General features: G+C 63.8%; 19 protein-coding genes. 14 read left to right on the forward strand and 5 right to left on the reverse strand.

What is annotated here, in order from left to right; translation table 11 throughout:
• Window positions 1-161 precede the first annotated feature (161 nt).
• Both LB577_RS09425 and LB577_RS09430 read right to left on the reverse strand, forming a co-directional pair.
• Window positions 162-1322, reverse strand: coding sequence for a patatin-like phospholipase family protein (locus tag LB577_RS09425; protein WP_013892714.1), 1161 nt, complete (start codon window positions 1320-1322; stop codon window positions 162-164).
• The gene (locus LB577_RS09430) at window positions 1315-2097 is read right to left on the reverse strand and encodes an acetoacetate decarboxylase (RefSeq protein ID WP_224686501.1); all 783 of its coding nucleotides are present in this window, start codon (window positions 2095-2097) and stop codon (window positions 1315-1317) included. Before LB577_RS09430 ends, LB577_RS09425 begins: the two co-directional genes overlap by 8 nt.
• A gap of 262 nt (window positions 2098-2359) precedes the next feature.
• Here LB577_RS09430 and LB577_RS09435 point away from each other — a divergent pair, with 262 nt between their 5' ends.
• From LB577_RS09435 to LB577_RS09465, 7 genes are all read left to right on the forward strand, one after another.
• Window positions 2360-3148 carry a 3-hydroxybutyrate dehydrogenase gene (locus tag LB577_RS09435; protein ID WP_224686502.1) on the forward strand — a complete coding sequence of 263 codons (789 nt, stop codon included), beginning with the start codon at window positions 2360-2362 and terminating at the stop codon, window positions 3146-3148.
• 70 nt (window positions 3149-3218) lie between these two features.
• Entirely contained in the window at window positions 3219-3983 is a 765-nt protein-coding gene (locus LB577_RS09440; protein ID WP_224686503.1) for a phosphodiesterase, read from the forward strand.
• Between the two features lie 281 nt (window positions 3984-4264).
• Entirely contained in the window at window positions 4265-5593 is a 1329-nt protein-coding gene (locus tag LB577_RS09445) for an NAD(P)H-dependent oxidoreductase (RefSeq protein WP_224686504.1), read from the forward strand.
• A gap of 2 nt (window positions 5594-5595) precedes the next feature.
• Window positions 5596-6624, forward strand: coding sequence for a thiamine pyrophosphate-dependent dehydrogenase E1 component subunit alpha (locus LB577_RS09450; protein WP_224686505.1), 1029 nt, complete (start codon window positions 5596-5598; stop codon window positions 6622-6624).
• A complete protein-coding gene (locus LB577_RS09455; protein ID WP_224686506.1) occupies window positions 6624-7622 on the forward strand; it encodes an alpha-ketoacid dehydrogenase subunit beta in 999 nt (332 codons plus the stop codon). Before LB577_RS09450 ends, LB577_RS09455 begins: the two co-directional genes overlap by 1 nt.
• 3 nt (window positions 7623-7625) lie before the next feature.
• Window positions 7626-9044: a pyruvate dehydrogenase complex dihydrolipoamide acetyltransferase gene (locus LB577_RS09460; RefSeq protein WP_224686507.1), complete on the forward strand. Its 1419-nt coding sequence runs from the start codon at window positions 7626-7628 to the stop codon at window positions 9042-9044.
• 113 nt (window positions 9045-9157) lie between these two features.
• A complete protein-coding gene (locus LB577_RS09465) occupies window positions 9158-9526 on the forward strand; it encodes a hypothetical protein (RefSeq protein WP_013892722.1) in 369 nt (122 codons plus the stop codon).
• 23 nt (window positions 9527-9549) lie between these two features.
• On the opposite strand, the gene LB577_RS09470 is transcribed toward LB577_RS09465, so the two are convergent.
• Entirely contained in the window at window positions 9550-10521 is a 972-nt protein-coding gene (locus LB577_RS09470; protein WP_224686508.1) for a sugar-binding transcriptional regulator, read from the reverse strand.
• A gap of 262 nt (window positions 10522-10783) precedes the next feature.
• Between LB577_RS09470 and LB577_RS09475 the strand changes: the two genes are divergently transcribed.
• From LB577_RS09475 to LB577_RS09500, 6 genes are all read left to right on the forward strand, one after another.
• Window positions 10784-11770: an ABC transporter substrate-binding protein gene (locus LB577_RS09475; protein ID WP_224686509.1), complete on the forward strand. Its 987-nt coding sequence runs from the start codon at window positions 10784-10786 to the stop codon at window positions 11768-11770.
• Between the two features lie 89 nt (window positions 11771-11859).
• Window positions 11860-13563, forward strand: a complete 1704-nt coding sequence (locus LB577_RS09480; protein ID WP_224686510.1) for an ABC transporter permease — start codon at window positions 11860-11862, stop codon at window positions 13561-13563.
• Window positions 13551-14624: an ABC transporter ATP-binding protein gene (locus LB577_RS09485; protein ID WP_224686511.1), complete on the forward strand. Its 1074-nt coding sequence runs from the start codon at window positions 13551-13553 to the stop codon at window positions 14622-14624. Before LB577_RS09480 ends, LB577_RS09485 begins: the two co-directional genes overlap by 13 nt.
• On the forward strand, window positions 14624-15784 hold the full coding sequence (locus LB577_RS09490) for an MBL fold metallo-hydrolase (RefSeq protein ID WP_224686634.1): 1161 nt from the start codon (window positions 14624-14626) through the stop codon (window positions 15782-15784). Before LB577_RS09485 ends, LB577_RS09490 begins: the two co-directional genes overlap by 1 nt.
• A gap of 70 nt (window positions 15785-15854) precedes the next feature.
• The gene (locus LB577_RS09495; RefSeq protein WP_224686512.1) at window positions 15855-16598 is read left to right on the forward strand and encodes a 5'/3'-nucleotidase SurE; all 744 of its coding nucleotides are present in this window, start codon (window positions 15855-15857) and stop codon (window positions 16596-16598) included.
• Between the two features lie 105 nt (window positions 16599-16703).
• A complete protein-coding gene (locus LB577_RS09500) occupies window positions 16704-17840 on the forward strand; it encodes a DUF930 domain-containing protein (protein ID WP_224686635.1) in 1137 nt (378 codons plus the stop codon).
• 19 nt (window positions 17841-17859) lie between these two features.
• Here LB577_RS09500 and LB577_RS09505 read toward each other — a convergent pair whose 3' ends face one another.
• Together LB577_RS09505 and LB577_RS09510 are read right to left on the reverse strand one after the other, a co-directional pair.
• A complete protein-coding gene (locus LB577_RS09505; RefSeq protein WP_224686513.1) occupies window positions 17860-18534 on the reverse strand; it encodes an HAD family hydrolase in 675 nt (224 codons plus the stop codon).
• 80 nt (window positions 18535-18614) lie between these two features.
• Window positions 18615-19256 (reverse strand): hypothetical protein, encoded by a 642-nt coding sequence (locus tag LB577_RS09510; protein ID WP_023763811.1) that lies wholly within the window; start codon window positions 19254-19256, stop codon window positions 18615-18617.
• Between the two features lie 192 nt (window positions 19257-19448).
• On the opposite strand from LB577_RS09510, the gene LB577_RS09515 reads away from it, so the two are divergent.
• Window positions 19449-19886, forward strand: a complete 438-nt coding sequence (locus tag LB577_RS09515; protein WP_013892732.1) for a transcriptional regulator GutM — start codon at window positions 19449-19451, stop codon at window positions 19884-19886.
• Window positions 19887-19897: the final 11 nt, after the last annotated feature.

Consider the following 19897-nt stretch of genomic DNA (forward strand, 5'->3'; position numbering starts at 1 on the left):
AACCCGAGCCGAAAACCCCTCCGTATTGCCCTTGCCTTCTCCTCTCACGCCCGGAGATCAATAACGCAACGGGCCCCATGCGGGGGAGATGTCCGGCAGGACAGAGGGGGGTGTGAAGGAACTCGACGGCGGATTGTTGCGGGTACCGCCCCTGCCCGACTCTAAGTCGGGTCCTCGCGGTGCAGGTCGTGGATGGCAACGCCATCGACATTGGTCGGCAGGGTCAGCCATTTGCGATGGCGCAAGGTGCGCTGGGTGTCCTCAAGGCCTGTCTCCCAATGCTCGCGCATCGAGGTGCCGGAGAACTCATAGTCCTTGGCGTGACCTTCATAGCCCTTGTGCTGGTAGATCAGGTGCACGATGTTGACGATGCCGGCGTCGGAATAGTCCGCGATCAGCACTTCCTCATCCGGCGTCAGCTGCTCCTTGGGCACCCGCTTCAGTGCGTCGAGCAGGCGCATCTTCAGGCCGTGGATCCGCTTGAAATTGTCGGTGTTCTGGCGCGTGCGGCTGGAATACATGATGTCCTTGTGACGCGACAGCACGTCGGGCATGCTGCGCGGCAGGACACCGCGGGCGCTGAACAGGTCGACCTGGAAGACGAGCGAAGAACGGTCCTCTTCCTGGTCGAGCAGATATTGCAGCGGCGTGTTGGAGACGATGCCGCCGTCCCAGTAATACTCGCCCTCGATGCGGATCGCTGGGAAAGCAGGCGGCAGCGCGCCGCTGGCCATGATGTGCTCCGGTCCGATGCGGACCTTGTCGGTGTCGAAATAGACGAAGTTGCCGGTGCGGACATTGACCGCGCCGACGCTCAGCCGCTTCTTGCCGTCGTTCAGCACGTCGAAGTCGATCAGGCTCTCCAGCGTGTCCTTCAACTCGGCGGTGTCGTAGAAGCTGGTGGCGCCCTCGGCGCCCTGCTGCTCGAACCAGGGATTGGGGCTGCGCGGCTTGAAGAAGCCGGGCTGTCCCATGGTCATCGTCATCCACGAGGAGGTGCGGTTGCGGATATCGCGATAGATGTCGCCTTCGGGCGTATAGGACCAGATCTTGCGGCCCGAGATCGTTTGCCAGAACTGCTCCAGACGCTGGAGGCGGCGGCTTGACTCATTGCCGGCGATGATCGCCGCATTGATGGCGCCGATCGACACGCCGGACAGCCATGTCGGCTCGCAACCGGCGTCGGCCAGCGCCTGGTAGACCCCGGCCTGGTAGGCGCCGAGCGCGCCGCCACCCTGAAACACCAGCGCGATACGGTCGTACTGCGCCGAGATTTCCTCGATGGTGGCGGTGGCCTCCTTCTTGCGGTTGCGTTCAAGCACGGGCTTTCTCCAGCTGGTTGGCGGCGGACAGGCCGTGACCGCCGAGATAGTCGTGAACCACCTCGCCCAGCCCCAGCGTCAGATCGGCTTTGAAGTGAACGGCGGATACGATGTCGAGCACCGGCAGCTTCGCCACGTCGGCCATGACGTGGGGCCGCAGGTCGAGCGCCGCCGGCGCCGTCCAGGCCTCCTTCAGCGTGATATCGGTGAGATAGTAGCGCACCAGCTCGCAGATACGCGGGCTTCCGTCGACATGCGGAATGATCTTGATCAGGAAATTGGGCGCGGCGAGCGCTGCGAGCACGGAATCGTGGTCGGCCTCGCGGTGCTTGTAGCCCATGGTGCCGGTGGCGCACAGAACGCTGCCATAGTGCAGCGTGCCGACGATCACCTCGCCCTCATGGACGATCTTGGGGTTGGCCAGCTTCTTCGGGAAACCCCACAGCTCGCGGCCGCCGGCGATCGGCGCGTCGTCGTCGAGATACATCGAATGGACGTAGCCGCCATGCTGGCCCTTGTAGCGCACGGGGATAACCTGGCCGGTCTCGGTATAGTCGCCGAAGCCGGTCGAGTCGGGCATGCGGATGAATTCGTACTTGACCAACGGCTCGTCGATCTCCAGCGGCGCCGGCACGACCGCCTCGAGCGCTTCGCGTGTCGTGCGGTAGGTGATGATGATGTATTCGCGGTCGAAGAAACGGTAGGGGCCGGGCGGGAAGGACGGGTTGGTCAGCGGCATCGCATAGGCGCGCCTCACGACATTGGCGATTTCCAAGCTGCACCCCCAAGGTTTGTCAGACGAAGTTCTTTTCGGGCAATATTTTCGTCAGGAATGACCGCGCGAATGCGCAAGCGATTATGTTGCACGGCACCATGACAGGGCCGTGTCAGGCTCACGACCATGGTTTCGAACGGGGCGAGGGGCCATGCCGCTGGCGTCGTCTGGCTGTAATCGCATCGACACATGGCTCTGCCATTGTCATGTTGCGACGCACAATTATATCGTCATGTTCCCTCCCACTTCGCGCGAGATCACCATGGGTTCCCTGTCTTCGAAGAATGCCCTCGTCACCGGCTCGACCAGCGGTATCGGCCTGGCCATCGCCCGCGCCTTCGCCGCCGAAGGCGCCAACGTCACCATCAACGGCCTTGGCGATGCCGCCTCGATCGAGCAGGAACGCGCCGGCATCGAGAAGGATTTCGGCGTCAAGTGCCGTTACTCCGACGCCAACATGATGGACGGGGCGGCGGTGAGCGCCATGGTGCACGACGCCGAGGCCGCGTTCGGCAGCCTCGACATCCTGGTCAACAATGCCGGCATCCAGCACGTCGCACCGATCGAGGAATTCCCCGACGACAAGTGGGAGGCGATCATCCGCATCAATCTTCTGGCCGCCTTCTACGCCATCAAGGCGGTGGTGCCCGGCATGAAGGCGCGCAAATGGGGCCGCATCATCAACACGGCGTCGGCGCATGCGCTGGTCGCCTCGCCGTTCAAGTCGGCTTATGTCTCGGCCAAGCACGGCATTGCAGGCCTGACCAAGACGGTGGCGCTGGAAACCGCGCAGGACGGCATCACCGTCAACGCGATCGCGCCGGGCTATGTCTGGACGCCGCTGGTCGAAAAGCAGATCCCCGACACGATGAAGGCGCGCGGCATGACCGAGGAGCAGGTCAAGCACGACGTGCTGCTCGCCGCACAGCCGACGAAGGAATTCGTCACCGTCGAGGAGCTTGCGGCGCTGACGCTGTTCCTGTGCTCGGACGCGGCCAAGCAGATCACCGGCACGACCTTGCCGATGGACGGCGGTTGGACGGCGCAGTAGAGGGTAGCCAGCGCATTCCGTTTGCCGGCTGATGCCCACGGCGTCGGCAGGCAAGCCTTCGGGCAGGACCATGAAAATCATCCAGCTCTCCGATCCGCATCTGATAGCACCTGGCGGTCGCCTGTACGGCAGCGATCCGCTGGCGCGGCTGGACGCTTGCCTTGCCGACATCGGCAAGAACCACGCCGACGCGGAACTCGTTGTGATTTCGGGCGATCTCACCAATGACGGCGAGCGCGCCGCCTATGCGGCGTTGAAGGAAAGACTGGCGGCATTAGTTCCGCCTTGCCGGCTGATGCTCGGCAATCATGACGACCGGGCGCTGTTTTTCGAGATGTTTCCGCAGGCGGCCGCCGAAGGGGGCTTCGTCCATAGCGTTTTCGATGGCAGCCAAGGCCGCCTGATCCTGCTCGACACGCTGGACAGCGGACATGTCGAGGGCAGGCTATGTCAAGCGCGTCTCGACTGGCTGGACCAACGGCTGCAAGAGGCGCGAGACCGGTCGGTCCTCCTGTTCATGCACCACCCGCCGTTCCGGATACACATTCCGGTGCTCGACGAGGCCAGGCTCGCCGGCGCCGATATCTTCCATGACGTCCTGTCGCGCCACGGCAATGTCCGCCACATCTTCGCCGGCCACGTTCACCGGCTGATCGCCGGCAGCTGGCGCGGCATCCCGGTCAGCACGCTGCGCAGCACCAACCACCAGACGGCGCTCGATTTTTCGGAAAGCTGGAGCCTGGGTCACGAACCGCCCGCCTATGCCGTGGTCTTCATCGACGCCGATGGGGTGGTCGTGCATTTCCACGATTTGCCCCTTGCCGGCGGCATCTGATCGAGCTCCGTAGGGCTCTCCACACTGGAGACAGTCCGCTTTCATAGCGGTCGTTAGGGCCATGGACCGGCCTGCTTGTTCCCGGCGTCGGGAAGCCCCGCCGCCGCGCCCGCCTGTCGATATGGGTTCGGCGTGCGGCCGCCATTGCCTGGGGTCGACGTGGCCTCCGCGAAGGCGCGTCAAAAAGCACCGGATTTGGACATTAGTCTTGACAGGAATACAGATGTTCAATACCCGTCAAGCACTTGAACATGGCCTGCACTACGGGAGGAATGAGCGGTATGGCTTCCAATGTTTCATTGACGGGCCTTGCCCGCGATCTCGAGGAACGCGGCAAGTCGGGCAAGCCCATTCGCATCGGCCTGATCGGCTCCGGCGAGATGGGAACCGATATCGTCACCCGCGTCGCGCATATGTCCGGCATCGAGATCGGCGCGATTTCCGAACTGAACCTGCCCGCCGCCAGCAAGGCGGTGGACATTGCTTTCCAGGAAACCGGTCACGCGCGCGAGGTGTCGAACGCGTCGGCGATGACGGCCGCCATGGAGGCCGGCAAGGTGGCGGTCACCAACGACGCCAGCCTGGTCATCGACAATGATCTCATCGACGTCGTCATCGACGCCACCGGCGTTCCCGCCGTCGGCGCCGAGATTGGGCTGCGCGCCATGGAGCACGGCAAGCACCTGGTGATGATGAATGTCGAGGCCGACGTCACCATCGGCGCCTATCTGAAGAGCGAGGCCGACAGGCTCGGCGTCACATATTCGCTTGGCGCCGGGGACGAGCCGTCCTCCTGCATGGAACTGGTCGAATTCGTCTCGGCCATGGGTCATCCGATCGTCGCCGCCGGCAAGGGCAAGAACAACCCGCTCAATATCGACGCCACGCCGCCCGCCTATGAAGAAGAGGCCATGCGCCGGCACATGAATGTGCGTATGCTGGTCGAATTCGTCGACGGCTCCAAGACCATGGTCGAGATGGCGGCGATCGCCAATGCCACCGGGCTGGTGCCCGACAAGGCCGGCATGCATGGCCCGGCCGCGACCCTCGGCGAATTGTCGAAAGTGCTGGTGCCGCAGAAGGATGGCGGCGTGCTGTCCAAGATCGGCGTCGTCGACTATTCGATCGGCAAGGGCGTCGCACCCGGCGTCTTCGTCGTCGCCGACATGTCGCATCCGCGCATTTCGGAGCGCATGGAAGATTTGAAGATGGGCAAAGGCCCGTACTTCACCTTCCATCGCCCCTATCACCTCACCTCGCTCGAAGTGCCGCTGACCTGCGCCCGCGTCGTGCTCTACGGCAAGGCCGATATGGTGCCGCTGGCCAAGCCCGTGGCGGAAGTCGCCGCCGTGGCCAAGAAGGACATGCAGCCGGGCGAAAAACTCGATGCGATCGGCGAATATTGCTACCGCGCCTGGATCATGACGGCGCCGGAAGCGCATGCCGCCAAGGCCATTCCCTGCGGCCTGCTGCAGGGTGGCTCGGTGACGGCGCCGATCAAGAAGGGCGAACTCATCACCTATGCCAATGCGACCCCGGCTCCGGGCTCCAAGATCGCCGAACTGCGCGCCCGCCAGGACAAGCTCGTCTATGGAACCGTTGGAGCCTGACCATGGCTGGATTGAGCAAAGCCGTGGCGGACAGCCGCGCCAACCTGCCCTTCGTCTATCGCCAGTACAGCGCCGAGCAGCTCAAGCAGGTGCTCTACAAGATGTACCTCATCCGCCGCTTCGAAGAGGGCGCGGAGGAGTGCTACACGCGCGGCCTCATCCACGGCACGATGCATTTGTCGATCGGCCAGGAGGCCAGCGCCATGGGCATCTGCATGCCGCTTGGCGAGGATGACCAGATCACCTCGACCCATCGCGGCCACGGCCACTGCATCGCCAAGGGCGCCGAGGTCAAGCGTATGTTCGCCGAGTTCTTCGGCAAGACCACGGGCTACTGCAAGGGCCGCGGCGGCTCGATGCACATTGCCGATGTCGGCAAGGGCAATCTCGGCGCCAACGGCATCGTCGGCGGCGGCATTCCGATCGCGGTGGGGGCAGCGCTCTCCTCCAAGAGGATGAAGACCGGCAAGGTCGTGGTCTCCTTCTTCGGCGACGGCGCCAACAATGAAGGCGCCTTCCACGAGGCGCTCAACATGGCCGCGATCTGGAAGCTGCCTGTCATTTTCGTCTGCGAGAACAACGGTTACGGCATGTCGACGTCGACGGCCCGCTCCACTGCGGTGAAGAACATCGCGGAGCGCGCCGCCGCCTATTCGATGCCGGGCGTCGTCGTCAACGGCAACATCTTCTCCGAGGTTGCCGAGGCGTCCTACAGGGCCGTCGAGCGTGCCCGTGCAGGCGAGGGGCCGACGCTGATCGAATCCAAGACGTACCGTCATCGCGGCCACTCCAAGAGCGACCGCAACCGCTATCGCACCAAGGAGGAGATCGAGGACTGGATGTCGAACCGCGACCCGATCACGCTGTTCGAAAACGAGCTGCGCGAATTCGGCTTCATCGACGACAAGGGCATCGAGGCCATCCGCGATGCGGTGGCGCGGGAAATCGCCGACGGTATCGAATTCGCCAAGGCAAGTCCGTCGCCGGACATCAGCGAGACCGGAAATTATGTCTATACGGAGCAGGCGTGATGGACGCGATGGTGCGTGAACTGAGTTACGCCCAGGCGATCCAGGAGGCCATGGCGATCGCCATGGACATGGACGAACGCGTCTTCCTGATGGGCGAGGATATCGGCGTCTATGGCGGCGCCTTCCAGGTGACCGGCGACTTGGTCGAGCGCTATGGCGCGGACCGCGTGATGGACACGCCGATTTCGGAACTGGGCGGCGCCGGCGTCGCGGTCGGCGCGGCCCTCACCGGCATGCGGCCGATATTCGAATTCCAGTTTTCCGATTTCGCGACGCTCGCCATGGAGCAGATCGTCAACCAGGCGGCCAAGATGCGCTTCATGCTGGGCGGCGAGGTTTCGGTTCCCGTGGTGATGCGCTTTCCCGCCGGCTCCGGCACCGGCGCCGCCGCGCAGCACAGCCAGAGCCTCGAAGCCTGGCTCGGTCATGTGCCCGGTCTCAAGGTCATCCAGCCGGCGACGCCCTACGATGCCAAGGGCATGCTTTTGGCGGCGGTCGCCGATCCCGATCCGGTGATGATCTTCGAGCACAAGCTGCTCTACAAGATGAAGGGCCCGGTGCCCGAAGGTTATTACACGGTGCCGATCGGCAAGGCGGATATTCGCCGCGAGGGCCGCGACCTCACCATCGTCGCCACCTCGATCATGGTGCAGAAGGCGCTCGACGCCGCGGCCGCGCTGGAAGCCGAAGGCATCGATGTCGAGATCGTCGACCTCAGGACCATCCGACCGATGGACAAGCAGACCGTCATCGACAGCGTCAAGAAGACGTCGCGGCTGATGTGCGTCTACGAAGCGGTCAAGACGCTGGGCATCGGCGCCGAGGTCAGCGCCATGATCGCCGAGAGCGAGGCGTTCGACTATCTCGACGCGCCGATCGTGCGGCTGGGCGGCGCCGAGACGCCGATCCCCTACAATCCGGAGCTGGAAAAGGCCACAGTGCCGCAGGTTCCCGACATCATCAGCGCCGCGCGCGACCTCGCGAAAGGGGTTCGCTGAGAGATGCCGACCGAAGTCATTCTTCCCAAGGTCGACATGGACATGGCGACCGGACAGATTTCGCGCTGGTTCGCCGAGGAAGGTGCCCACGTCAAGAAGGGCGATGTCCTGTTCGAGATCGAGACCGACAAGGCCGCGATGGAGATCGACGCACCGGCCAGCGGCGTGCTGCGCGACGTCACCGGCAAGGAAGGTGTCGATATCGCGGTGGGCGCGGCTGTTGCCTGGATCTATGCTGATGGGGAGGCGTATGGGGACAAGGCGCCAATCTCCCCCCTCGAGGGGGAGATGTCGGCGAAGCCGACAGAGGGGATCGTCTCAGGAGGCACCGCTCCTGCGTTGAGCCTGGTCGAACCGACCCCACCCGACCGGCCTGCGGCCGGCCACCCTCCCCTCGAGGGGGAGGGGAAAACCCGCGCGACGCCTTTGGCTCGGCGCTTGGCTCGGGAAGCAGGCATTGCACTTTCCAATATCGCAGGCACGGGCCCATATGGCCGTGTTGTAAAAGCCGACATAGACGCCGCGCTTTCCTCCCCCCTCGAGGGGGAGGTGTCCGCGAAACGGACGGAGGGGGTCGCCTCAGAAGGCACCTCCTTCGCGCCGAGTCCAGTCGGGCCGACCCCAGTCGAGCCGACCCCACCCGACCGGCCTGCGGCCGGCTACCCTCCCCTCAAGGGGGATGGGGACGTGCTGCGGCTGTTCGAGCAAGGCTCCTACGAACTCGTCCCGCACGACAATATGCGCAAGACCATCGCGCGGCGCCTGGTCGAGGCCAAGACCACCATCCCGCATTTCTATTTGACGCTCGATTGTGAACTCGATGCACTCTTGGCATTGCGCACGCAGATCAATGCGGCGGCGCCGATGAAGAAGACCGAGAAGGGCGAGGCTCCCGCCTATAAGCTGTCGGTCAACGACATGGTCATCAAGGCGATGGCGCTGGCGCTGAAGGCGGTGCCGGATGCCAATGCCTCGTGGACCGAAAGCGCCATGGTCAAGCACAAGCATGCCGATGTCGGCGTTGCCGTGTCGATCCCCGGCGGCCTGATCACGCCGATCATCCGCAAAGCGGACGAAAAGACGCTGTCCACCATCTCCAACGAGATGAAGGATCTGGCGAGCCGCGCCCGCAGCCGCAAACTGAAGCCGGAAGAGTATCAGGGCGGCACGACCGCCGTCTCCAACCTCGGCATGTTCGGCATCAAGGATTTTGCCGCCGTCATCAACCCGCCGCATGCGACGATCCTGGCGGTTGGTGCCGGCGAGGAGCGGGCGGTGGTCAAGAACGGCGAGATCAAAATCGCCACCGTGATGTCGGTGACGCTGTCGACCGACCATCGTGCCGTCGACGGAGCGCTTGGTGCCGAACTGCTGGTCGCCTTCAAGCGGCTGATCGAGAACCCGATGGGCATGCTGGTCTAGGCCCTCTGTTGCAAGCCGGTGCCGATTGGTGTGCCGGCTTACGACGGAAATGACTTGTCAGGCGCCGACCCTTGCCCCATCTTTTCTGTGGACCGCGATCCAGGGAGGCCAGCATGCCCGCATTCGACCCATCTGATGTCAAAACCCTGTTTGGCAAGGTCATGGGCGCCTCGCCATCCGACATCAAGCTGGTGGCGCAGCGCCTGCACGACCATGCCTTCGAACCGCGCATGTCGGCGGAAGAGACGAAGCAGCTTGTCGCAAGCCTCGGCTACGACAGCTTGGATGCATTCTGTGCCGATATCGGCCTGCCCATGCATATCGCCGAGCGGTGGAGCCGTTTTGGCGTTTCCGGCGAGATGAAGCAGGTGTTCACGCTGCTGGCCGCCCAGCGCAAGCGGGTGGCCGAGGCGATCGCCGAGTTCGAATCCATGACCCATGTCGGCGTCGAGGATTTCTTGCGCGAACGCGGACTTATCTAGCTCGAACAGGAATCGAAGCTCTCCTAACCGCTTTTGGCCAGCAGCGCGGTCGCCGTGTCGCTGTCGGTGATCAGCACATTGGTGCTGACGGCCTTCAGCGCGGCGAGGATCGCGGCCACCTTGCGTTTTCCGCCGGCGGCCAGCACGACATTCGGCACCTGGCCGACCATTTCGAGATCGATGGCCATGACGCGCCCATTGACCTCGTGGTCGACCAGCCTGCCCGCGGCATCGACGAAGTAGCACAGCATGTTGGCGACCGCGCCTTTCGCCTTCAGCGACGCGATCAGCGACGATGGCACGATGCCGTGCCGGAAGATGGTGGCGTCCGGCGACATGTCGCCGACCGTGAGCAACGCGATGTCGGCGGCGGCCGCACGCCGGCGCACATCCTGCAGGGTTGGCTGCGCCCACAGGAGATCGCGAAGCGAGGGATCGTCGACCGTCACCGGCGCGGTGATCTGATAGCTGTCGACCTCGAAGACATCGGCGACCTTGGCGGCGACGATCGACGGGTTGATCCATTGCGAATGCGGCAGGCTGCCGACCAGCGCCACCACCGAGGCGCGCTTCAACTGCCGGCGGGCGAGAAAGCCCAGGCTGGCATGCAGCGTCGCGCCGCCGCCGATGGCGAGCGTCATGCCGTCCTGCATCTGCTCGCCGAGAAAGGCGGCGACGGCGTGGCCGATCGCCTTTTCCAGACGGTCCTGAGCCGAGGGTGTCGGAATGACGACCGCGGCGTTGAGGCCCCAGCGCTTCTCAAGTGCCCGTTCGAGCGCCACCTGCTCGGCGGTCGGCGCGTTGATCATGGTGACGACGATGCCTTCGGCGGTGCAGGCGGCCAGCGTGCGCATGACCTTCACCCGGGAGACATCGAGCTTTTCGGCGATCTGCTCCTGCGTGAAGCCCTCGACGTAGTAGAGCCAGGCCGTCTTGACGTTGAGATCGGACGACACCATCGGCAAACGGGCCGGTGCGGGTTTTTGCGTGGGCATGTCTTCTCGTCCCTCATCAGCCATGGCCGGGCCGCGTTGCCCTCATCGGAGAAACGCCGGCCGGATGTCAACCGGATGCCGGGTTGCGGCCTGCCGATAGTTGCACATCTCTGTTCATTTGTAATTGACATTGTACATATGAACATATTTTGTGCGTTTCACGCGCTATGTCATCCACCAGTCATATGCGCCGTGCAGGGAGGAAGAGACGGGGAGCCGGCCTGGGCCGGACCGGTCATGCACAGACAAGACAGGAGGTCTCATGAAGACGCACTTCATCAAGCTGCTGGCCAGCCAACTGGCGCTCGCGGCAACTTTGTTTGCCGGCGTGGCAAACGCCGAAACACTGACGCTCTACACATCGCAGCCCGAGGCCGACGCGGCCAAGACCGTGGACGCCTTCAAGAAGGCGCAGCCCGGCATCGACGTGACCATCTATCGCTCCGGAACCAGCGACATCCTGACCAAGATGGCGGCCGAGTTCGCCGCCGGCAGCCCGCAGCCCGACGTGCTTCTGATCGCCGACGCGGTCTCGATGGAGCTGTTGAAGAAGGACGGCCGGCTGATGCCTTATCCCGAGGCAAAGCTCGACGGCATCGAGGCCGATGCCTATGACGCCGACAAGACCTATTTCGGCAGCAAGCTGATCACCACCGGCATCGTCTACAACACCGCGGCCGCCGAAAAGCCGGAGCATTGGGCCGATCTCGCCAAGCCCGCCTATGCCGATGGCCTGGTCATGCCGAGTCCGCTCTATTCGGGAGCAGCCGCCTACCTGCTCTCGGGCTTCGTCGGCGACGCCAATTATGGCTGGGATTTCTTCCAGAAGCTGAAGACCAACAACACCGTCAGCGTGCGTGGCAATGGCGCGGTGCTGAAGTCGGTGGCATCGGGCGAGAAGCCCTACGGCATCCTGGTCGACTTCATGGCGATGAATGCCAAGAAGAAGGGCTCGCCGGTCGAGTTCGTGTTCCCCAGCGAGGGCGTGCCCGCCGTGACCGAACCGGTCGCCATCATGAAGACCGCCAAGAATGTGGAAGGCGCCAAGAAGTTCGTCGACTTCATTCTTTCCGATGACGGCCAGAAGCTGGCGCTGTCCATGGGCTACCTGCCGGCGCGCGCCTCGATTGGCCGTCCCGACTGGATGCCGGAAGGCGTCAAGGTCAAGGTGATGTCGTTCGACACCAAGGCGATCGTCGCCAAGACAGACGCCGACAAGGCGCAGTTCTCCGAGCTGTTCGGCGGCTGAGCCGGCAATCGCTTCGGGGTGCCGCCTCGACGGCATCCCGAAGCGCTACGAACAAAGCCGATCGCGGATCGATCTCAGGAAAATCAATCATGTCCACACGGATAAGGGAAAGTCGGGGCCAGGAAACGGCCCTGACGGCGGCGGTGGCCGTCGTCATTGTGCTGCTTTCCCTGCTGCCGATGCTGCGGCTCCTCAAGGAGATCGTGGCGCCTGGCGGCACGATGTCGACCGTGGCCATCGAGGCCGGGCTGAGAAGCCCGGCGACCTGGATCGCCACCGGACACACGCTGGTCATCGGCATAGGCGGCACCCTCCTTGCGGTGCTGTCGGGAACGCTGGTGGCAGTTCTCGTCTCGCTGACAGACATTCGCGGCCGGAGCGCGCTGGTGCTTTGCTATGTCATGCCGCTGATGATCGCGCCGCAGGTGACGGCGCTGGCCTGGCTGCAACTGTTCGGCCCGGCCAGTCCGTTTCTCAAGCTGTTCGGCGCGGCCCCGCCGCTCGGCACGAAAAATCCGCTCTATTCGACATCGGGCATCATCCTGCTGCTCGGCGTACAATATGGTCCGCTGGTCTTCCTGCTCGTGCGTGCCGGCCTGCGCAAGCTGCCGCGCGAACTGGTCGAGGCGGCACGCGCCGGCGGCGCCGGCTGGTTCACCGTGCTGGTCACTATCGTGCTGCCCTTGATGACGCCGTCGATCATGGCCGCGGCGGCATTGGCCTTCGTCTCCTGCGTCGGCAATTTCGGCATCCCGGCCTTTCTCGGCATTCCCGCCAACTATCTCGTGCTGCCGACGCTCATCTACCAGAAGCTGGCCGGCGGCGGCCCCGCCGTGCTTGGCGAAACGGCTTTCCTGTCGGTGCTGATCGGTGTCATCGCCATGGCGGGCATTCTCGCCCAGGAGCTCATGAGCCGCCGCCGCGACTACCGCATCAGCTCCACCTCGCTGCCGGCCGAACCCTACGAGCTTGGCCGCTGGGGCCCCGCCGTCCAGGCCGGCATGTGGCTGCTGATCGTGCTGGTGCTGTTCCTGCCCTTGTTCGGGCTGGTGCTGACCTCGCTGGTGCCCGGCTACGGCATTGCGCTCACCGCCAAGACGGCGACGCTCGACAATTATCGCTTCGTGCTGTTCGAGCACGATGCGGCGAGCCGCGCCTTCTTCAACAGTTTCTGGCTGTCGATCGCGGCGGCCTTCTTCGCGGTGCTCGTCGCCGTGCCGATCGGCTATCTGATCGCCTGGGGCAAGCAGCGCTGGGTGCGGCTGCTCAATCTGTCGGTGGAGCTGCCCTATGCCTTGCCCGGCGTGGTGCTGGCGATCGCCTCGCTGCTGCTCTTCCTGCGGCCGATCCCGCTGACCGGCATCCAGCTCTACAATACGGTCTGGATCATCCTCTACGCTTACCTCGCCCGTTTCCTGGTGCTGGCGCTGCGACCGACCATCAGCGGCTATCACCAGATCGACCGGGCGCTGGAAGAGGCGGCGCAGGTGGCGGGCGCCGGGCTGTTCACGCGCATGCGCACCATCATCTTTCCACTGGTGGCGCCGGCGGCGATCGCGGGCGGACTGCTGATCTTCATGACGGCGCTCAGCGAACTCACCGTCTCGGCGCTGCTGTGGTCGTCCGGGTCGGAGACGATCGGCGTCGTAATGTTTTCCTTCGAGCAGGGCGGCGATTCCAACTACGCGGCGGCGATGTCCGTCATCACGGTCGCGGTCACCTTCGTGCTGATGCTGGTGACCAATCTGCTTGCCCCTCATCTTCCGAGTGGAGTTCTGCCATGGCGCGACTGACCCTGGACCATGTGACCAAGAGCTTCGCCGATTTCGACGCCCTGAAGGACGTATCGATCGACGTCGCCGACGGCGAGTTCCTGGCGGTGCTCGGGCCGTCCGGCTGCGGCAAGACCACGCTGCTGCGGCTCGTCGCCGGATTCGAGAAGGTCACGTCAGGCGAGATCCGCATCGGCAGCGAAATCGTGTCGGCCAAGGGCGGCAGCGTCGCGCCGGAAAAGCGGCGCGTCGGCATCGTCTTCCAGAACTACGCGCTGTGGCCGCATATGACGGTCGCCGAAAACATCGGCTATTCGCTGAAAGTGGCGAAGCTCGACAAAGCGGTGGCGCGCCGGAAGGTCGAAGATGCACTCACCCTGGTCAACCTGCAGGGCTTGGGCGATCGAAGGCCCGCCAATCTCTCCGGCGGCCAGCGTCAGCGCGTTGCCTTGGCGCGCTGTCTGGTCGCCGCGCCGTCGCTGGTGCTGTTCGACGAGCCGCTCGCCAATCTCGACGTGCATTTGAGAGCCTCGATGGAAAACGAGTTCGCCGCCTTCCACAAGCGCACGGGCACGACCATCGTCTACATCACCCACGACCAGGCCGAGGCGATGGCGCTGGCCGACCGCATCGCGGTGATGGATCACGGGCGCCTTGCGCAGCTGGCGACGCCACGCGAACTCTATCATGAGCCGGCAAATGAGATGGTGGCTTCCTTCATCTCGCAAGGAATTTTGCTCCCTGCCGATGTGCTGAGTGCCGAAAATGCCGGTCATTGCAAGGTCAGGGTTCTCGGAACCGAGTTGGTTGTGCGCTGCCGGGCCGGCGAGCAGCCACGCGCCGGCGCAAAGATATGCTGCCGCTCCGCCGATCTCGACGTTTCGCCTGACGGACCCGGCTTTGACGGCCTCGTCAAGCGGGTGATCTACCAGGGAGGTGCCGCGCGCATCGAATTCACGCCTTCCGCCGGTCCCGATCTCACCTTGCATTTCGAACAGCCCGATCCGGTGGTCCTGGAGAGCGGAGCCCAGGCACGGCTGCGTATAAAGTCCGGCTGGCTGATCCCGGGGGCCGCACCGTGATGATGCTGGATTTGCTTGGCGGCTTTGGCGAAAAGGGCCGCACCAGCCTCGCAGTCAGCAGCGGCAGTGATCGCATCCTGCTCGATGTCGGCATCAAGGTTGGCGCGACGGGGGCGGAATACTATCCGGCGCTCGACGGTTCGGTTGCCGGCATCGACGCGGTCTTTGTCTCGCATGCGCATGAGGATCATGTCGGTGCGCTGAGCTGGCTGTTGTCGCGCGGCTATGCCGGCCCGATCTTCATGACGGCCGAGACCCGCGACGAGGCGCCGGCGACACTTGCCGCCTATGCCGATCCCGCGGACTTCAAGCGTTTTCCAATTCCAGACGATCGTATCGAAATCTTCGAACCCGGCGACACGCTGAAAAGCGGCAATCTGGCGATCAGGACGGGACGGTCGGGGCATGTCGTGGGCGGCGTCTGGTTCGCCATCGATGACGGGAAAAGCCGTGTCGCCTATTCGGCCGATGTCGTACCGGACAGCAATGTCTTCGCCATGGACACGATCCCGCACTGCGATCTTCTGGTCTTCGATGCCTCCTACGGCGCCGATCCTGTGCCGGGCGCGGTCCGGGCACGCGAAATCTCGCAATGGGTGGCAAGGCATTCAAATGGGTGCCTGCTGCCGACGCCGCTGTCGGGACGATCGCTGGAACTGATCGCGGCCTTGCCGGGGCCGTTTGCCGTCCATGCCGGCATGCGCACGTCGCTGGAAGCGCAGATCGGCGCCACGGCGGCTTTGCTGCCCGGCGTTTGCGAACTGCTGCGTGCCCGATTGGCAAGTGCCGCCGACTGGACCGATGCGGATCCGTTGCCGCTTCTGCCGCTGCTCGCGGATGACGGCATGGGCGCCGCCGGTCCGTCGTCGCACCTTCTGCCGCGCGCCGACCAGGCCGGACTGCCGGTGCTTCTTACCGGACATCTGCCCGCCGGTTCACCGGGCGATCTCCTGCACAAGGCCGGCCGTGCGGACTGGGTGCGCATGCCCACCCATCCGACGCTTTCCGGCAATGTCGGTATCTGGGAGAAAGCGGGACGGCCCGACGCGCTCGGTCATTCCTGCACCACCGATCTCCTGGATGACCTGAAAAGCCACATCCCGTCGCTGCGCACCCAATGCCGTACCGGCCAACGCATCGCGGTGCCGGCTCTAAATTAAGGAGATCGAGCATGATGTCGTCCGAAAAACCGCTTCACACTTTTCGGCATCATGCTCTGGGGAGCGAACAATGAGAATCCTGATCTGCAACGATGACGGCATCGAAGCGTCGGGACTTGCCCGTCTCGTCAACGCGGTGATTGGTCTGAGCGACGATGTCTGGGTGGTCGCGCCCGATGGCAAGCGCACCGCCGCCGGGTCGTCGCTGACGATCGCGAGGCCGCTGACAATGCGGCGCATCAAGCCGAACTGGTACTCCTGCTCCGGCACGCCGGCCGATTGCGTGGTGAGCGCGATGACATGGCTGTTTGCCGATGAGAAGAAGCCGGACCTCGTGCTGTCGGGCGTCAATGACGGCCGCAACGTCGCCGAGGATCTCGCCTATTCCGGCACGCTCGGCATTGCGCGGGAAGCGACCTTCTGGGGCGTCCCGGCGATCGGCTTTTCGCGTGTGAAGAATCCTGATTTCACCGATGGCGACGACCACTGGCTCGGCACGTTGATTGCTTCATTGTGGCAATCGCGCGGGGATTGGACGAGCGAGGGACATTGGCTCAGCGTCAACCTGCCGACTTCGCTGCCAGCCGAGATTCGTCAGCCGCGCATAGGCCGCGACAAGATCGGCCGGACGGCCGAAATCCTGGAGAGCGACGGCGATCTCACCGTCATCACCGTGCCGCGCGGTCGTGCCCATGCAAGCAAGCCGGGCGACGATAACGCGGCGATCGATGCCGGCTTCGTCAGCATCAACCGGCTGAACTGGTTTGGCGAAACGCGGCTGGACGAACGGTTTCTGGACGGGATTCTGGGCTGATCTTCTGCGCGTGATCATCCAGATCACCAAGCTGTCAGCGGCCAAATTGCGCCAATCCTGTGCTTATGCTTGAAGCCGCCGCTATTTCATTCCACATCGGTCAGGATGAAGGACGAGGCACGAGAACGGCGTCGGAATCTGCTGTGGGGCATTCCCGCATCGCTGATCCTGCACGCGCTTATCGCGGCGCTGCTGGTTTATGGCCTGCGCGTGCCTCCCCCACAGCCGCTGGAGGAGCAGCCGGTCAATGTCGCGATCGTGCCGCCGCCCGAGACGCCTAAGCCGAAACCTGCGCCAAAGCCACCGGAGCCGAAACCTGAGAAGAAGGCTGAAAAGCCGCCTGAACAAAAGCCGCCTCCGGAACCGCCGAAACCACCAAACGACCAGGTTCTGAAGCGCGTTTTCCAGTACGGCCAGAAAGATACCGGGCCGGAGAAATCGCTCGACGGTGGCAGCGCCAAGCCCAACACGCCGTCGCCGGCCAAGGATGAGGCGGCGAAGCCGCCTGTAGCACCGACACCCACGCCGACCGAGCTTGCCACGGCTGCAACGCCACAACAGAAGGCAGAGCCCAGCAAGCTGGACGAAAAGCCAGCCACCGTTGCGCCGGACGAAAAGCCCGCGCAAAGCGAGGAGAAGCAGGCGGCCGAGGGCACTGACAAACAGCCGCCGGAGGTCGCACCGCGACCCGCCGAAAAGCAAGCGGCCGTGACGCCAGAGCCATTGCCGCCTGAGACGGGTGGTAAGCCGGCGCCTCCAGCCTCGGCCGAAAAGGCAAAGCCCAAACCTTCAAAGCCTATGAAGTTCAAATCCGCAAGAGCCTTGAAGGCCCCAGGCGGGGATGCAGGGAAGCCAGGTTCGACGAACAACGAGGTTGCGGGATCGCCGATCTATTCCGGCCTTCCGGGCGTCAGAAAGCTTTACTCGCAAGGGGCAACCGGCAATGCGTTCGCCACAAGCTCCATGGAGAACGTGCCGCGCGATCAGCGCATTGCCAACCTTTGCGCCAACGTACTGAACCAGGAATTGCAGCAGGCCGACTATTCTCCCAAATGGCTGCCAACCATTCCGCTCAAGGCAGGCAACGTTCTCAGCCGACCGGAGGCCGCCTTCAGCACGATGACCACTTGGTACCAGCTGAGCTTCCGGTGCGAGGTCGACACCGAGGCGACGAGGGTCTTGTCGTTCAACTTCCGTGTCGGCGCCGTCATCCCACGGAGCCAATGGCCGCGGCCTCTTTAGAATTGCTCTAACCGCTAAATTAGGCGGGCACGCCGAGTCCAGACAATTGCCGGCTAACTTCATGCCAGTCGGCGCAGACGAAATCGGCGCCGGCCGCCGTCAGCCGCGCGCCATGCTCGGCATAGGTATGGCCGCCGCCGGTGTAGCCGATCGCCGTCATGCCGGCGGCGACCGCGCCCTGGATGCCGAAGGGGGAATCCTCGATGACGATGCAATCCGCCGGATTGGCGCCCATCCTGGCGGCGGCGAACAGGAAGATGTCGGGTGCGGGCTTGCCGTTCTTGACCATCGAGGAGCTGTAGATCGCGTCGCCGAAAAACCCTGCCAGACCAGTGACGGCAAGGCTGTGGTTGATGCGCTCAACCGACGATGACGAGGCAACGCAGCGGTCGCCCTCGAGCGTTTCCAAGAACGCGGCAATTCCTGGTGTCGGCTTCAATTCCTCGGAGAACAGGATCTTGGTCTCGGCCCAGATGTCGCTGGCCGCCGAAGCGGGAAACTGGTGGCCGGTTAACTCTTCGATTCGGGTGATGATGTCGGACTGCTTCATGCCGACGCACTGGGCGATGATGCCGCCATGGACGCCCGGCATGCCGTGCTTTTCATAGACGCGCTCGTAGGCCTTGGCGGCCAGCGGCTCGCTGTCGACGAGAACGCCGTCGCAATCGAAAATGATAGGCCTTGGTCGCGCCACGCGCTTCTCTCCGGACTCGATTTCGCACATCGCTATCGGCAAAAAGTCAAATGTTCAATAGCGCGCTGTTTTTGGCGGGGTCAAAGCTGGCGCAGCGCGTCGCTGGCGCGGGCGGATCCGAGCGCCCGTTGCATGGCTTGCCGGGACTGCGCGCGGTCCGGCGTGATCCAGTTCGGTTCGGCGCCGAGGAAGCGGTCGAGGAAAGCCACCGCGTAGGCCGGCATCTCGGTGACATTCTCGCGATAGGACCACCAGGTGCGCAGATCGTCGGCACATTTGTCGATGCTGGGTGCCGTGCCGAATTCCTGCTCGTAGATCGCCGAAATGACCGAGACGCAGTAGTTGGTGTAGAGGAACCCTTCTGGCCAGAAGCGGATGATTTCGAGCGTGCCGGCATTCTGGTCCGTCTCGATTAGCTGCGCGAGGCCCGAGATTTCCCTGGCCGGCGCCTGCTTGATCAATTCGCGCAGCACGAGGCCGGCGGCAAAGACGATGAAGTCGGCGCGGTCGACAGCGGCGAAGCGCTTCTGCTCTTCCATGATCTCGACCCAGTCGAGAAAAGCCCGGGTCAGCTTCGCCTCGTCGATCTCGAAACGCACGCCGAACGTGTCCGAGACCACCTTGGCGCTGCCGCGGAAGGTGGCGCGGAACCAGCGCAGCTGCCGCAACCGGTGGCGCAGGTCGGGCATGAGGGCCAGTTCGTCCCTGAAGGGCAGTTCCATTTCACGCATCCCGTTTCGTCACAGGCTAGCACAGCCGTGCCGCCGCCGAAATCGGCCGACGGCCCTGTGGATGACCGTGACCAGGGTCAATATCATACATATTGACATTCGCGGAAACAAATGTTCTCACTTTGCTGTTGTCGCGCGCCGGTCCAAGGTGAGCTTCAACTGAGGCTTCGGGAGGAGAACCGAATGGCGATTTGGCAGTGGGGACTGCTTCTGCTGGTTATTGTGTGGGCGCTGCAGTCGCTCGGCGTCTGGCTGCAGATGCGGCACTATTCGGATGTCTTCCGCGGTGTCACCGACCAGTACAAGGATGGCTTTGTCGGAGCCGGCAATTTTCGCGGCCGGCTGGCCAAGGGCACCATCGCGCTGGTTGTGGTGACGCCTGACCTGGTCGTGCGCCGCGTGATGGTGATGAGCGGCCGTTCCGTCTTCACCAAATTCAAGAGATTTCAAGAATTCGAGGGCGTTGCCCTCGATCGACTCCGGTCCAACCCTGCAATCATGGGGGAGGGGGAACCCGGTGTGGCCGAGGCCGTGAAGCGCGCGATCGAGCAGATCGACAAAGCACGGTCGGAGCCGGGGAAGAAGCCGGGCCTATCCGGTTTGAACGTAGCAAGGGCCTAAAGCACGCCGCG

Source organism: Mesorhizobium sp. B283B1A (assembly GCF_020165735.1).
GTDB classification, from domain to species: Bacteria; Pseudomonadota; Alphaproteobacteria; order Rhizobiales; family Rhizobiaceae; genus Mesorhizobium; species Mesorhizobium opportunistum.